Source organism: Flavobacterium sp. GSP27 (assembly GCF_003970395.1).
Classification (GTDB): Bacteria; Bacteroidota; Bacteroidia; order Flavobacteriales; family Flavobacteriaceae; genus Flavobacterium.
Map to the genome: position 1 here is coordinate 64,433 of NZ_RYDP01000001.1, position 14,171 is coordinate 78,603.

The 14,171-nt window shown below is 34.8% G+C and carries 13 protein-coding genes and 2 pseudogenes; 10 read left to right on the top strand and 5 right to left on the bottom strand.

Annotated features, from left to right (window positions below; all coding sequences use genetic code 11):
* The first annotated feature begins 3 nt into the window (after nucleotides 1–3).
* The 5 genes from EKM05_RS00295 to EKM05_RS14330 all read left to right on the top strand — a co-directional run bounded on the left by EKM05_RS00295 (nucleotide 4) and on the right by EKM05_RS14330 (nucleotide 3,004).
* Nucleotides 4–387 carry a DoxX family membrane protein gene (locus tag EKM05_RS00295; protein ID WP_126457742.1) on the top strand — a complete coding sequence of 128 codons (384 nt, stop codon included), beginning with the start codon at nucleotides 4–6 and terminating at the stop codon, nucleotides 385–387.
* 45 nt (nucleotides 388–432) lie between these two features.
* Nucleotides 433–942, top strand: coding sequence for an acyl-CoA thioesterase (locus EKM05_RS00300; protein ID WP_126452284.1), 510 nt, complete (start codon nucleotides 433–435; stop codon nucleotides 940–942).
* A gap of 202 nt (nucleotides 943–1,144) precedes the next feature.
* Complete coding sequence (gene recA / locus EKM05_RS00305) at nucleotides 1,145–2,152, top strand: recombinase RecA (protein ID WP_126452335.1); 1,008 nt, start codon at nucleotides 1,145–1,147, stop codon at nucleotides 2,150–2,152.
* A 143-nt stretch (nucleotides 2,153–2,295) separates the two neighbouring features.
* On the top strand, nucleotides 2,296–2,712 hold the full coding sequence (locus tag EKM05_RS00310) for a membrane lipoprotein lipid attachment site-containing protein (RefSeq protein WP_126457743.1): 417 nt from the start codon (nucleotides 2,296–2,298) through the stop codon (nucleotides 2,710–2,712).
* Between the two features lie 91 nt (nucleotides 2,713–2,803).
* Complete coding sequence (locus EKM05_RS14330) at nucleotides 2,804–3,004, top strand: hypothetical protein (RefSeq protein WP_126552811.1); 201 nt, start codon at nucleotides 2,804–2,806, stop codon at nucleotides 3,002–3,004.
* 3 nt (nucleotides 3,005–3,007) lie between these two features.
* On the opposite strand, the gene EKM05_RS00320 is transcribed toward EKM05_RS14330, so the two are convergent.
* Nucleotides 3,008–3,751: a 1-acyl-sn-glycerol-3-phosphate acyltransferase gene (locus tag EKM05_RS00320; RefSeq protein ID WP_126457744.1), complete on the bottom strand. Its 744-nt coding sequence runs from the start codon at nucleotides 3,749–3,751 to the stop codon at nucleotides 3,008–3,010.
* A gap of 260 nt (nucleotides 3,752–4,011) precedes the next feature.
* On the opposite strand from EKM05_RS00320, the gene trpS reads away from it, so the two are divergent.
* From trpS to EKM05_RS00340, 4 genes and pseudogenes are all read left to right on the top strand, one after another.
* A complete protein-coding gene (gene trpS / locus EKM05_RS00325; RefSeq protein WP_126552813.1) occupies nucleotides 4,012–4,986 on the top strand; it encodes a tryptophan--tRNA ligase in 975 nt (324 codons plus the stop codon).
* A gap of 326 nt (nucleotides 4,987–5,312) precedes the next feature.
* Entirely contained in the window at nucleotides 5,313–6,776 is a 1,464-nt protein-coding gene (locus EKM05_RS00330; RefSeq protein ID WP_126552815.1) for a hypothetical protein, read from the top strand.
* Nucleotides 6,777–6,792: 16 nt separating this feature from the next.
* Nucleotides 6,793–7,194 (top strand): hypothetical protein, encoded by a 402-nt coding sequence (locus EKM05_RS00335; protein WP_126552817.1) that lies wholly within the window; start codon nucleotides 6,793–6,795, stop codon nucleotides 7,192–7,194.
* 264 nt (nucleotides 7,195–7,458) lie between these two features.
* Nucleotides 7,459–7,596 (top strand): annotated as a pseudogene (locus tag EKM05_RS00340) (tryptophan--tRNA ligase); the annotation flags it as partial.
* 47 nt (nucleotides 7,597–7,643) lie between these two features.
* Here EKM05_RS00340 and dprA read toward each other — a convergent pair.
* A complete protein-coding gene (gene dprA / locus EKM05_RS00345; RefSeq protein ID WP_126552819.1) occupies nucleotides 7,644–8,744 on the bottom strand; it encodes a DNA-processing protein DprA in 1,101 nt (366 codons plus the stop codon).
* Nucleotides 8,745–8,846: 102 nt separating this feature from the next.
* Between dprA and EKM05_RS00350 the strand changes: the two genes are divergently transcribed.
* The gene (locus EKM05_RS00350) at nucleotides 8,847–9,791 is read left to right on the top strand and encodes an SPOR domain-containing protein (RefSeq protein ID WP_126457747.1); all 945 of its coding nucleotides are present in this window, start codon (nucleotides 8,847–8,849) and stop codon (nucleotides 9,789–9,791) included.
* 57 nt (nucleotides 9,792–9,848) lie between these two features.
* On the opposite strand, the pseudogene EKM05_RS00355 reads toward EKM05_RS00350, so the two are convergent.
* The 3 genes and pseudogenes from EKM05_RS00355 to EKM05_RS00365 form a co-directional block, all read right to left on the bottom strand.
* Nucleotides 9,849–12,116 (bottom strand): annotated as a pseudogene (locus EKM05_RS00355) (helix-turn-helix domain-containing protein).
* 284 nt (nucleotides 12,117–12,400) lie between these two features.
* Nucleotides 12,401–12,967 carry an OmpH family outer membrane protein gene (locus tag EKM05_RS00360; RefSeq protein ID WP_126553165.1) on the bottom strand — a complete coding sequence of 189 codons (567 nt, stop codon included), beginning with the start codon at nucleotides 12,965–12,967 and terminating at the stop codon, nucleotides 12,401–12,403.
* Nucleotides 12,968–13,283: 316 nt separating this feature from the next.
* A complete protein-coding gene (locus EKM05_RS00365) occupies nucleotides 13,284–14,132 on the bottom strand; it encodes a bifunctional 2-polyprenyl-6-hydroxyphenol methylase/3-demethylubiquinol 3-O-methyltransferase UbiG (protein ID WP_126552821.1) in 849 nt (282 codons plus the stop codon).
* Nucleotides 14,133–14,171: the final 39 nt, after the last annotated feature.

A 14,171-nucleotide genomic window follows, 5' to 3' on the forward strand; every position in this document is an offset into this window, starting at 1 on the left:
AAAATGAACAATATTACTTCTATTTTAATTTTAATTTTCCTGGCCATCACTTTCCTACAGTCCGGATACGACAAATTGTTTTATTGGAAAGATAATGTCGAATGGTTAAAAGGTCATTTCGCTAAAACACCATTAAAAAACCATGTACCTTTAGCACTACTAAATATCTTGATTTTAGAATTAATTTCCGGTATTTTATGTGTGGTGGGTTGCATCGAATTATTCGTAAACAACGGAAGAATTTTTGGTTTTTACGGAGCCGTTTTCTCTTGTATCACGTTGTTGATGTTGCTTTTCGGACAGCGATTGGCCAAAGATTATGATGGAGCCAGAACAATTGTTATTTATTTTATCCCTGCAATATTGGCCGTTTATTGGTTAAACTAGACTCTACAACTTATTATTTTGAACAACTCCTTTTTAAATAAAAAAATGACACCAAAACACCCTTCAGAATCCCTGACGATATTAACTGATTTGGTTTTACCAAGCGAGACCAATCCTTTGAACAATCTTTTTGGTGGCGAATTATTAGCCCGTATGGATCGCGCAGCAAGTATAGCGGCACGCAGACATTCCCGAAGAATTGTAGTTACAGCATCCGTAAATCACGTTGCATTCAACAGAGCCATTCCGTTGGGAAGTGTCGTTACTGTTGAAGCTAAAGTTTCCAGAGCTTTCAAAAGTTCAATGGAAATATTCATTGACATTTGGGTTGAAGACAGAGAATCCGGTAATAAAACCAAAGCCAATGAAGCGATCTATACTTTTGTAGCAGTAGACGATACGGGAAGACCCGTTGAAGTACCCCAAATTGTTCCGGAAACCGAAATAGAAAAACAACGTTTTGAAGCTGCATTGCGACGCAAACAGCTGAGTTTAGTTTTAGCCGGAAAAATGAACCCCCATGATGCAACCGAATTAAAAGCGTTGTTCGTGTAAGAAGCAAAATACAACTGACTATTTTTAATTGATAAATAGATTTAAAATATTCTTGAAAGAGAAAATTTTAAATCAAAAAAGAAGTATTTTTACAAAACATATATTCAATATACAAATGAAATTATGGGATAAGTAATCATCCTGTCAGTTTCTTACAGTTATAAACCAATACAAATAGATGAAAGAAAAGGTAAAAGAGAAGATGAGTTCAGAGAAAGAATCTAAATTAAAAGCGCTACAACTTACGCTTGATAAATTAGACAAAACCTACGGAAAAGGGACAGTAATGAAAATGGGCGACAAAGCCATTGAAGAAGTAGAAACTATTTCTTCCGGGTCTTTAGGAATCGATTTGGCATTAGGAGTTGGAGGCTATCCAAGAGGTAGAATTATTGAAATATACGGTCCGGAATCTTCTGGAAAAACCACATTGACGCTTCATGCTATTGCTGAAGCTCAAAAAGCAGGTGGAATTGCAGCTTTTATTGATGCAGAACATGCTTTCGACAGAAACTATGCGGAGAAATTAGGCGTAGATATTGAAAACTTAATCATATCACAACCTGATAATGGAGAACAAGCGTTAGAAATTGCGGAGAACTTGATTCGTTCCGGAGCAATTGACATTGTTGTCATTGACTCGGTTGCAGCTTTGACTCCAAAAAGTGAAATTGAAGGCGAAATGGGAGATTCTAAAATGGGATTACACGCTCGTTTAATGTCTCAAGCACTGCGTAAATTAACAGGAACCATCAGTAAAACAAATTGTACAGTTTTCTTTATTAATCAATTAAGAGAGAAAATTGGTGTGATGTTTGGAAATCCAGAAACTACAACGGGAGGAAATGCATTGAAGTTTTATGCTTCGATTCGTTTGGATATTCGTCGTTCTACTCAAATTAAAGATGGAGATAACGTCCTTGGGAACAGAACCAAAGTAAAAGTGGTGAAAAACAAAGTCGCTCCGCCATTTAAAATCGCGGAATTTGACATCATGTATGGGGAAGGAATTTCAAAAACAGGAGAGATTCTTGATCTTGCTGTTGAGTTTGAAATCATCAAAAAAGCAGGATCTTGGTTCAGTTACGGTGAAACTAAATTAGGACAAGGTCGGGATGCTGTTAAGTCTTTGATTAAAGACAATCCGGAATTAGCGGATGAATTAGAAGAAAAGATTAAAGCCAGAATAAAAGAATTGGCAGAAGCATAAAAAGTAAAACCCGTCTCGTACCTAAAAAACGAGACGGATTTTTTTATTTTTACACGCAACCTTTTGTTGAAATTTTGATCTTTTGCAAAACAGCTTAGAATTCAATTAAGAAACTGAATTGTATAAATTTAAAAAATTAATAAATGAAAAAAATTGTGCTTTTTATTCTGTTCATTACAACCTTGACCGGATGTTCCATTGATAATGACAATCAAGATTCTTATAGCTTTGAAGTGCTGCCTATAGATAGCTATACATTACCCGAAAAATTCATATTGGGAAATACCTATGAGATAAAATTAAAATATACAAGACCAACCGAATGTCATTTATTTCAAGGGATTTATTATGACAAAAATTTGAATGTAAGAACCATAGGCATTCAAACGGCAGTGAATACTAGTCAAGTTTGTACGCAACAAATACCTTCACCATCAGAGGTTTCTTTTAATTTTTATGTAACCAATACCGGTTCTTATATTTTTAAATTTTATAAAGGGGAGAATGCTAATGGAGAAAATATCTTTGAAGAAGTAGAAGTTCCAGTCGTTATTAATTAATTCTTGAATAAAATTGTGCGGTTAGACCAATAAATTATTGACTGTAAAAAGCTATTAGGAGTTTACTTGATACATTCGAGTAGTTATCCGGATGCCGAAGAAATTTACAGATTTGAAGCAAATCCATTTTAGCACTAATGTGAGTACCGGCTTTAAATACCGAATTGTAAAATCATTTCAGATTAATTTTGAACCTATGGTAAAGTATCAAATAAATACTTTTTCAAACAACTCTGGTGACTTTAAACCGCTATTTATTGGATTGTATTCCGGGATCAGTTACAGTTTTTAAAATTTATTTAGAGTCGAAAGCAACTAATTGCTCGTAAATGATTTCGCGTACTTCTTCGCGAATTTGTTTCCTGTCTGCCCCTGTTTTTCCAAAAGTTTCCACATGAGAATGTATTTTTACCCGCATAAATCCTGGACTTCCTCCCCAAAAAGCATATGGAAATCTTTTTTTATTGTCTCCAAAAGTAATGGGAACAATGGGTATTTGATGCTCAATTGCCAATCGGAAAGCACCATCTTTGAAAGTGTCCAGCAAGACTGATTCATCACATGGAACACCACCTTCTGGAAAAATACAGATACTCAGTCCTTGATTAATTCTTTTTTGAGCGCGATTAAAGACTTCCATTTTACTTTTTGAAGAATTTCTATCCACCAAAATACAGGTTCTTTTATAGAAAAAGCCAAACAACGGAATTTTTGAAAGTTCTTTTTTACCTACAAAAACAAACGGATTTCTTGTCAGGACAAGCATCAGCATAATATCAGCCATGGAGGTATGATTCGCAACAATCATGTAACTTTTTTGGCACTCCATTGCTTGTGTTCTATCTATTTTATAATGAAAACCCATGCCAAAAAGAATGAATTTTGCCCAAATACGAGCCATCTTAAAAAAATAAGGATACCCGTTTTCCGTCAAAATAGACAGCACCAGAAAAGGAAACATCACCAATATAGGAATGGTCATCAAAATATAAAACCATATACGCCATAGCGCCCAGAAAATAATTTTTAATGCTCTCATAAGTTCAAAAGTAAGAAATCGGATGTTATGATACTCAAAAAATATTCTTGCGTTTTTCAACATATAAGTATTATAAGTTCTAATTTACTGCTCAATTATAATATCTTCGTTTAACCATCAAGGTTTTATTGACTTAAATGTCTGATATGGTTAAAAGAAATTACTAACACGATTTAAAGTAACTTGATTTTTATAATTTGCAAATTTGCGGTAAAAAATAAAAAACTTTGCGAACTTTGCGGTAATAGTTAAAAATCATAATGGCAAAAATACTTACAGGCGTTCAAAGTACCGGAACTCCGCATTTAGGAAACTTACTTGGTGCAATCATTCCCGCAATAGCACTATCAAATAAACCGGAAAACGAATCGTTTCTTTTCATTGCTGATTTGCATTCAATCACGCAAATAAAAAACGGCGAAACTTTAAGAACAAATACTTACAGTACTGCTGCTGCTTGGCTTGCCTGTGGTTTGAATGTAGATAAAGTCGTTTTCTACAGACAATCAGATGTGCCGAAAACAGCAGAATTATCGTGGTATTTGAGTTGTTTTTTTCCTTTTCAACGCTTGACATTAGCGCATTCTTTCAAAGACAAAGCGGATAGACTGGAAGATGTCAATGCTGGTTTATTTTCGTATCCAATGCTGATGGCGGCAGATATTTTATTATACGACGCCGAGTTTGTACCCGTAGGAAAAGACCAATTGCAGCATGTTGAAATCACTCGTGATGTAGCGTCCCGTTTCAACCACCAAATGGGAGAGACTTTCGTACTTCCCGTAGCAAAAATTCAGGAAGACAGTATGCTGATTCCCGGAACTAACGGCGGAAAAATGAGTAAATCAGCTAATAATATTATCAATATATTCTTGGATGATAAGTCCTTACGCAAACAGGTGATGAGTATTGAAACCGACAGCACGCCGCTGGAAGATCCTAAAAATCCGGATACGTGCAATGCGTTTGCCATTTATAAATTATTGGCAAATCAACAACAAATAGCCACAATGACCGCCAATTACTTAAATGGAAATTACGGTTACGGTCACGCCAAACAAGCGTTGTTTGAGTTGATTATAGAAACTTTCAAAACCGAAAGAGAAAAATACAAGTATTACATGAACAACCTTCCTGAAGTAGATGCTTTACTAAAAATTGGTGCTCAAAAAGCTTCGGCTGTTGCCAATGGAGTTTTGGCAAGAGTTAGAGAAAAATTAGGATTTGAGATGTAACAATCTTTTTTAAACCATATAAGTCATGTAAGTTTTTTTAAGTTTAATACTTTGCTATTGCTTAAATGACATATATGTTACAATTATATCGCGTTTATAGCATTCCTTTTTTAGTTTAATGACTAAAAAGGTTTTTTTTTAAATATCACTAAAAGTGGGTATTGTTTTTACTATTTTCATTTTATAGTTTTGATTAATCTTGTTTAAAAAAATAGCATTAAATTTAAATCTTAAAACTATGAAACAAAGCACAAAGCTACATTAGCAAATTTATACTTCTTTTTATTTTAGCAATAACGTTTAGCAATTGCCCAGTAGAGGAAGAAATGCTTGAAAATAAATTGCAACACAATGGAATTGATAAAGACAAAATTTCGCTGCTTCAATTCAAAAACGAAACAAAGCTCAATCCCAAGCAAATGCTATCCAATACAGCAGCTAAAAAAAACAATACAGCTAAAGAAACCAGGCGCTTTTCTGATTTTATAATTGATACGCTGGCAATAAAAAAACACGTTAGTCAAACTAATAAAACGACTTATACTTTTCGTATTTACCCATTGACAACAGTAGCGCAACCAAATGAAATATATAATCTGGTATATCATAAAGTCAACAATTCATGGGAAACCTCCATTTTTTACTTAAAGAAATTCCCGAAAAGCGATACTAAACAAAAATTATTTGAAAAAATAAAACGGATATATGAAGGAACCGTTGCTAATTCTTTGACATCAAAAACATCAAGTTTAGAAATGTGTAGTTATGAAACTACGAGTTATCATTGTACTGACCCAGGAATTTGTGACGGTTCAGGTAAATGTGATTTATGTAATTTGTGTGTTAGCACATCCGTGTCTTATGAATCTTGCTCTAGCGGAGGAGGTAGTGGCGGCGGAGGTTCATCTGACCCAGGCAATACTTCTGGTGGCGGAGGCACTGCGGATCCTTATGCTTACGCACCTAATTTTTATGACAATCCTGTATATGACGACCCAAACTATATTAATGCAGTAAAGAGGTCGTATGTTTGGACTAATTTAGGAGATGCAGGACAAGGTTTTTTTGCCAGTAATCAAGATAATATGAATGCTTTTAATCAAATAATTCAATATCAAATCGATGAAAATTGGTCGGACGAAAGTTGTGTTTTTGCGCAAGAAATGTTTAATTATTTATCTGAAAATAATTTTAACGGGATTATTGTTCCTGCAATTAATCAATTTGTTAAAGAAATGATTAATTCAATGGTAAATAATTATGGCTATTCTTCTGACGGATTTATGGGGGACACTGATTACGATAACATTGATTATTCTGGCCCTAAACAGTTGATTCCAAAGAGTATTATTCTGAACGATGGTTCTACACTAATAATAACCTTTGGAACCACTCAAAGCGACAATAAAAATTCAAACAATGAGGTTGCTGTAGATTTAGTTAATAGTATAAAATTTGCAATAAATTTAGCAAATAGCAACCTAGAAAATTCTAATAAAATAACCTCAATATATATTGCTGCCACAACAAATGGCACTCATTCCTCTACAAGTAATCATACAAGAGGCACTGCGGTTGACATAAGTAGAATAAATGGCACAAAAATGATAAATATAGGTAATAATATTCAAGTTAAAGCCCTGCAAGATGCTTTTGATAACTATCCATCAATCAGAGAGAATTTCGGGCCTTCTTTTAAACACAAGACATTTCCTAACGGATCTGTAAATCTGAATTGGCCTATTGGCGGTCACCAAGACCACATTCATGTATCAGTTCAAAGTTATTAATCCTTAAAATATAATTATGAAAAACATTATTTTACTATTATTTATTATAACAGCTTTAAGTTGTAAATCTCAAAACTTTGAAGCTAAAGAAGTAAACAATTTAGAATTAAATAATTTAATTGGAAATATAAGTTATTTTAAATCTTACGCTTTAACTGATAATTTAATCAATATCGTTATCACTAAAAACGAGGTAGGAAGCGCAAAAAATGCAGAATCAGGTGAAGTTTCCAATAATTTGTATTTATCAAAATGCGAATTTGGAGAACTGCCAATTTGCAAATTATATTTATTGGAGAATTTTATCAATATAAATATTGTAAAAGTATACGAGGATAAAAAAAACATTAAAATTGATATTACATCTGGAAATTTTAATCAACGTAAATCTAATACAATTTTAATCTCACTAAATTAATATGGCTCTTCGCCTAAATTAGTGGAATTGTATTTTTAGGCATTGCCTAAATAATACACCATTTTTATAAAATTATCTGGATTTCTATAACCTCTTGCTCTGGATCTTGCTAACTGCATCACGCTATTTAACCCCGATAGCGCGGATTTGCAATCCGTGCCCACAAAGTATGTAGACAACGTGAGAGAGAAAAATACAATTACTACCTCAATAAACCCGATAGGCGGATTTGCAATCCGTGCCCACAAAGTATGTAGACAACATAAGAGAGAAAAATACAATTACTACATCAATAATCTTAATGAAGTAGATGCTTTATTGAAAATTGGTGCTCAAAAAGCAGCAGTAGTTACCAATATTGTTTTGGCAAGAGTAAGAGAAAAACTAGGATTTGAAGTGTAAAAAATAATTACAATCCTATCAGGGTTTGGAACCCTGATAGGATTAAATCAAATCGCCTCAAACAATTTCCCCGGCAAAGGTCGTATCACGCCTTTCAATTCCATATTCAACAGCATTCCCGAAATTTTATAAATAGGAAAATCACAACGCAGAGCAATGATATCCATTAATTCTTTTCCAGTTTTTACCAGGTAATCGTAAACTTTTTGCTCGTCTTCCTCTAAGCTTACAAATAATTGTTTTTGTACGGGTTTGGATTCCTTCTGAATATCCCAATTCAAAATATAAACCAAATCGGCGGCACTAGTCAAGACATTTGCTTTTTGAGTCTTTATGAGGTTGTTGCAGCCTTGGCTATACTTATCTGTAACACGCCCCGGAACCGCAAAAACATCACGATTGTAATCATTCGCCATGTTTGCAGTGATTAACGATCCGCCTCTATCGGCAGATTCAATTACAATGGTCGCTTCAGACATTCCTGCAACGATCCTGTTTCTTCGCACGAAATTTTCTTTATCCGGATTGGAGGAACTCCAAAACTCAGTCATAAAACCACCGTTTTGCTCGACTTTAGCAACATATTTTTTATGGGTTTTCGGGTAAATTTGGTTTAAACCATGAGCAACAACACCAATGGTTTGTAGGTTATTTTCCATTGCCAATTGATGCGCCACAATATCGACACCGTAGGCAAATCCACTTACGATTATAGGATCGAGTGGAGCCAAATCTTCGATCAGTTTTCTACAAAATTCAGTACCGTACGAGGTAATTTGGCGCGTTCCTACAATGCTGATTATTCTTCTGTTTTTTAAATTGATATTTCCAGATGTGAATAATAAAAGTGGTCCGTCAATACAATGTTTCAACCGATCTGGATATTCTTCGTCCTGAAAATAAACCGCATTGATTTCATTTGCTTTTATAAACTCCAGTTCCTGAGTCGCTTTTTCGAAAACTGATTTATCTTTTAAATTTTTCAGCAAAACAGATCCTACTCCATCAATAGCAGCGAGTTGCGATGCTTTTGTATTAAAAACCGCTTCTGCTGTTCCAAAATGGGTAAGCAGTTTTTTGGCTATGATGTCGCCCACGCCCTCTATTCTTTGCAATGCCAATAAATAAAATAAATCCTGCTCTTTCATGCTAATTATTTGAGGGTGAAATGTATAAATTTTTATGCGGATTGTTAATAAAAATTGTAAATAAAATTTTGATACCTGTTTTCGTTGTATAACTTTGTGAGTATGAAAATCGAACTATACATCGCGCAGCTTTTATACCGTTATCAATGTGTAACCGTTCCGGGTTTCGGAGCTTTTTTGACCGAAATTCAATCGGCTAAACGGAACGAAAGCACGAACTCGTTTTCTCCTCCCAAAAAAATGATCGCTTTCAATGCTAATTTGAAAAACAATGATGGTTTATTAGCCAATCATATCGCTTTAGCAGAGAAAACGTCTTATGAATATGCCGTTAGTGCCATTCAATATGAAGTTTTTACTTGGAAAAAAACATTAGAAGAAAACGAACTTTTTTCTATCAAAAATGTAGGTGATCTTCATTTGAACGCGGATAAAAATATAGTTTTCACTCCATACGACCAAACGAATTACTTAACCAGCTCTTTTGGGTTGGCTCCCTTTGTTTCACCACTTGTAAAAAGAGCAATCTTCGAAAAAGAAGTAGAAGCAATTGAAGAAAAAGCAACCATCACTATGGTTCCTGAAACCAGAACAGCGAATCCATATTTAAAATACGCCGCTATTTTTGTGTTAGGATTAGGACTTGCGGGAAGTGTTGGTTATCCAATGTATCAAAATCAAATTGCCTCAGAAACGATTCTTGTAGAAACTGCCGTTCAAAAACAAGTTCAAAATAAAATTCAGCAAGCCACATTCTTCATCGAAAGTCCGGTTCCTGCTGTTACACTATCCGTAAAATCGACTATCGAAGCAAAAATGCCGTATCACATTATGGCCGGAGTGTACAGGGAAGAAAAAAATGCGGATAAAACACTGCGGATTTTAAATCGCTTAGGATATGATGCCAAGCGAATCGCTCCTAACCGAAACGGTTATTTTCCGGTTTTGTATGGCAGTTACGCCACATTTGCTGAAGCAGAAAAAGCAAAAAAAGAAATCAATGAAAAGCACAATCCAGAAGCTTGGATATTAATTCAGTCACTATAAAACAAAAACCCTATTCGTACCGAATAGGGTTTTTTAGTTTTAATACTTTCTTATTATTTAATTCAAACTCGCTTTGTACATTCTCGCTTCTTCCCAAGAAAATTTATGACCGTATTTCTCCATCAACGCATTCAGTGATTCTTCTTTATATCCTGCAAAAGCAGCTGCTAAATCCTGTATTTTATCCTCCGATAAAACCTCTGAAATTGAAACTGCTTTGGTTTGTATCAGCTTTACAAAATGGGTGTAAATCGTTTGTTTGGTCAGCACTCTGATAGTTGCAATATCCGCAATTGATTTCTTTTCGACCCACAATTCATAGGTTTCCTGCACCGTTGTTTTTTTAGGTACCGTTGTTTTTGCTTTTTTCGAAGTATAACGCTCTATGTCTTTATCATCGACAATCAAGGTTATATTTAATTCCTTGAATTGATTTTGTATGGCTTCTGTCTTGCGGATGATGTAATTTTTTATTTCTGAAGAGGTCAATTTTTCTTTCGAAATGGCTTCTCCTGCCACAACGGTTTCTATCAATAATTTGGCCTTCATTAAGCGTAAAACGGCTTTGGTTTGCAATTCTTCTAGCACGATTAATTCATCATAAAACGTTTTTACTTTTTTGATGCGCTTTACTTCTTCAATTTTCCAAAGAATTTCAAAAACCAGCTCGTCCATTGGTTTTAGGAAATAACTGAAAGCGGCTTGAATGCGTTCCGATACGTGATTCAAATCGACCGTTTCCTGACCAAAAAGGGTATTCAACTGCGAAATGAATTTTTTGGATGGATCTAAAAGCTGTTCAATGATTTCTGTTTGCTTTTTGGCCCAAACAGCGTGTTTGGATTTCTCTGAAATTTCTGATTTTTCGTTATAACTGAATTTATGATTGCGCCATTCCTGAGCCAAATCGTTCCAATCAAAGGTGTTTGTCAGATAGTTATGGATGAAATTTTTGGTTTCAAAATGCAAGGCATTCTCTAAAAACGAATCCGAAGCTTTGTTTAATGAGTAATCCATGACATCCTGATCGTTTGAAATGCCATTCATACGCAACGGAGATAGTAAAATAAGCCCTTCTAGTGAGCGCAAACGAGATAATGCCACATAAGCCTATCCGGGTAGAAAAACTTGCGAAACATCAAGTGCTGCTTTATCAAAGGTTAGTCCCTGGCTTTTATGCACCGTAATCGCCCATGCTAATTTGATGGGATAGTGCACAAAAGTTCCCAAAACCTCTTCATCAATTTCTTTAGTGGTTTCGTCTACTTTGTATCGAATGTTTTGCCATTCATATCTTTCAACTTCTATAGTTTTATTTTCTTCCGGAAAATGAACCAGAATTTCTTTACTCGAAAGGGATTTGATAACGCCCATTTTTCCGTTGAAATAGTGTTTATCAAAGGATAAATCATTTTTTACAAACATGATTTGCGCGCCCACTTTTAACTGCAATTGTTGTTCCACGGGAAATATCTTATCCGGAAAATCTCCGGTAATCTCCGGTTTATAAACCACCAGCTTTCCCTCCAGATCTTGTAAAGCCTGCGCGTTCATCGTATCGGCTTTGTTGTTGTGCGTGGTTAATGTGATGTATCCTTTATTTGCTTTTAAATCGAAATCGGGTTTTACATATTGGTTTAAGGTTTGAATGTCCTGCTGTGAAATCTCATTGTTGCGCAGGTTATTCAAAACCGAAATAAATGTATCGTCAGTCTGGCGAAAAATCTTGGACAATTCAATGTATAAAGGCGGATTTTGTTGCACGACGTGCGAATGAAAAAAGAATTTTCCTTTGTAATAGGTTTTCAGCGTACGCCATTCTTCGTCCCGAATGACCGGCGGCAACTGCAACAAATCACCAATATATAAGACTTGAACACCTCCAAAAGCAGTGTTGCGCTTGCGTACTGTTTGCATCATATAATCCATCGCATCCAGCAAATCCGCACGAAGCATACTGACTTCATCGATAATCAATAATTCCATATTGCGAATCACCGATTTCTTCAAACCACTCATTTTGAAATGCCTGCGCAAGGTAGCTTTGGTTTCAAATTTAGTACTTTCGGAAAATTGAGGTGATGAATTATCTGGAATAAATCCTCCAAACGGCAACTGAAACATGGAGTGAATCGTAACGCCTCCTGCATTTAACGCGGCAATTCCTGTTGGCGCCACCACAACGGTATTTTTGTGCGTGGTTTGGATAATTTCCCGTAAAAGTGTGGTTTTTCCCGTTCCTGCTTTACCGGTCAGGAAAATGGATCGATGAGTTTGATTGATGAATCGTATTGTATAAGCGGCGGCTTCTGAAATGGTTTGCATTAGGCGTGTATATATAAAGCTAAAGTATTGAAAATTAAAAACACTATTGGAATAATTGGAAAATATTTACGATTATAATTCGACTGTTTTTTAGCCCGGATAGCAGCGAAAATCCTCGAAATTTAGAAAAAACACTTGCTACACGAGAGATTACTTCACTATACTTTTATTTCAATTGGAGTTCAGTGAACTACGTTTATAGCGGATAACCGGGTATGGCTTCAAAAAAAAAGCCTTCAATCTAACTATAGACGAAGGCAATCTTTTGAATTAATAGTAAAAATTTATTTTTTAGCCGCTGCTGTTTCTTCCGTTTTTGCAGGAGCTTTATATTTATCGTTCAAGGCTTTGATAATTTCTTTTGTGATATCAAATTTATCTTCTGCGTATAAAATTGAGGCAGCGTCACCGGTTCCATAGATGTAGGCATATCCTTTTTCCTTACCGTAGGATTTAATAAATTTTTTCACACCACTCACCAGAGAATCCATTTCTTTTCCGCTTTCTTGCTGCAATTCCTGAGACAACGCTTGTTGTGCGTAGCTCAATTGTTGTTCTTTTTTTTGCAGTTCAGCTCCTTTTTGTTGTGCCCAAGCCTGCCCGTTAGCTTGTGCCTGAGCTTGGAAACCTGCTGCTTCTTGCTTGAATCGATTAATTTCAGCCTCTAGCTGTCTTCCTTTTTCTTCTGCTTTTGTCTTGTATTTTGCTTCAAGATCTTTGGCCTCTGTATATTCCTTCATTAATTCAGAAGTATCTACGTAAGCAGTTTTCACTTCCTTAACTTCTGCTGGTTTGTTACAAGCAACAATTGAAATTGATAATGCGATAATTACTAATGCTTTTTTACTCATGTTTTTAATATTTATTTTTTGGTATTGCGTTGCCAGTTCGCTAACGCTCGTGTCGTGAATCTTTGATTTCATTTTGATGAATTTCTAGTTTTGAGTATTGGTGACAAAAATATAAAAAAATAGATAGTATTGACATAAAGTTTGAAAAATGCTACTTTTTTATGATATAAGATTTTATTATTGTGATTCACAAATGCATAATCTATGACTATTAAAACCGAGCTTCATATCTTCTAAATAAACGAATTAGTTTAAAAATCCGATGATCACCTTCGATTTCATTAAAAAACACGCTTAAATACACTTAAAATGATTTTTAGATGTTTTTTAGGATGTAAATGTGTGAGGAATACTCAGAATTCTTCTTCGCTTCCCAATTTGATTGCAATCCAACAAAAAAGGCTTTTATATAATTCATTTTTCCGGTTTTGTATTTTTCCGAAAGCAAAGCAACATAAAACGAATCAAATTTCATGGGAAGCACTTGTACCAATTTCATTTCTTCTTTCTCGAAAAGCATTTTTATAGCCGTTTTAGAAAAATGCCAAAAATGAATTGGCACATCATAAGCGGCCCAAAACGTTCCGTAATGTTTTGCATCGAAGGATTTAAAATTTGGAACAGCAATAATTAAAGTTCCATTAGGTTTTAATAATCGTTTGAGTTCTTTGATTTGGTTTTCCAAATTAGGAACGTGCTCCAAAACATGCCACATCGAAATGACTTCAAAAGAATGATTGTCTAATTCACTGGTTTCGCCAACAAATGAAACGCCTTTCTTTTTGGCAATTGCTTTTGCTTTTTCACTTGGCTCTACTCCTATGGTATGCCAACCGTTTTCTTTGGCAACATATAAAAAATCCCCTGTTCCGGCACCTATATCTAAAATACTCCCTTTGTTGGATTGCAATGAATTGATTAAATTCAGTTTGTTTTTTAGCGCGATGCTTTTTACAAAATGATACGCTTTTTCAAACAAGGATCGCTTACTGTCTGTATGGGAAATGTAATCCACACTTTCATAATACTTCCCTAAATTTTCTAAACTGGGTTGTGGAGACGTAATCAGCATATCTAATTTGGCGTCATGATACAAGTTAAAAACCTCCTGAGAAACAGAATAATCTTTAACGGTTAAAAAAGGCTGTTGGTTTGAAATGTTCATTAATTAATAGTCTTTTATATTTTTAATTTTAAACAAAAC

Excerpts from the sequence above, each read along its gene's own strand:
- EKM05_RS00300 (WP_126452284.1), top strand. The coding sequence starts at position 433 with ATGACACCAAAACACCCTTCAGAATCCCTGACGATATTAACTGATTTG.
- recA (WP_126452335.1), top strand. The coding sequence starts at position 1,145 with ATGAGTTCAGAGAAAGAATCTAAATTAAAAGCGCTACAACTTACGCTT.
- EKM05_RS00295 (WP_126457742.1), top strand. The coding sequence starts at position 4 with ATGAACAATATTACTTCTATTTTAATTTTAATTTTCCTGGCCATCACT.
- EKM05_RS14330 (WP_126552811.1), top strand. The coding sequence starts at position 2,804 with ATGCCGAAGAAATTTACAGATTTGAAGCAAATCCATTTTAGCACTAAT.
- EKM05_RS00330 (WP_126552815.1), top strand. The coding sequence starts at position 5,313 with ATGCTTGAAAATAAATTGCAACACAATGGAATTGATAAAGACAAAATT.
- EKM05_RS00365 (WP_126552821.1), bottom strand. The coding sequence starts at position 14,132 with ATGAACATTTCAAACCAACAGCCTTTTTTAACCGTTAAAGATTATTCT.
- EKM05_RS00310 (WP_126457743.1), top strand. The coding sequence starts at position 2,296 with ATGAAAAAAATTGTGCTTTTTATTCTGTTCATTACAACCTTGACCGGA.
- EKM05_RS00350 (WP_126457747.1), top strand. The coding sequence starts at position 8,847 with ATGAAAATCGAACTATACATCGCGCAGCTTTTATACCGTTATCAATGT.
- dprA (WP_126552819.1), bottom strand. The coding sequence starts at position 8,744 with ATGAAAGAGCAGGATTTATTTTATTTATTGGCATTGCAAAGAATAGAG.
- EKM05_RS00335 (WP_126552817.1), top strand. The coding sequence starts at position 6,793 with ATGAAAAACATTATTTTACTATTATTTATTATAACAGCTTTAAGTTGT.
- EKM05_RS00320 (WP_126457744.1), bottom strand. The coding sequence starts at position 3,751 with ATGAGAGCATTAAAAATTATTTTCTGGGCGCTATGGCGTATATGGTTT.
- EKM05_RS00360 (WP_126553165.1), bottom strand. The coding sequence starts at position 12,967 with ATGAGTAAAAAAGCATTAGTAATTATCGCATTATCAATTTCAATTGTT.
- trpS (WP_126552813.1), top strand. The coding sequence starts at position 4,012 with ATGGCAAAAATACTTACAGGCGTTCAAAGTACCGGAACTCCGCATTTA.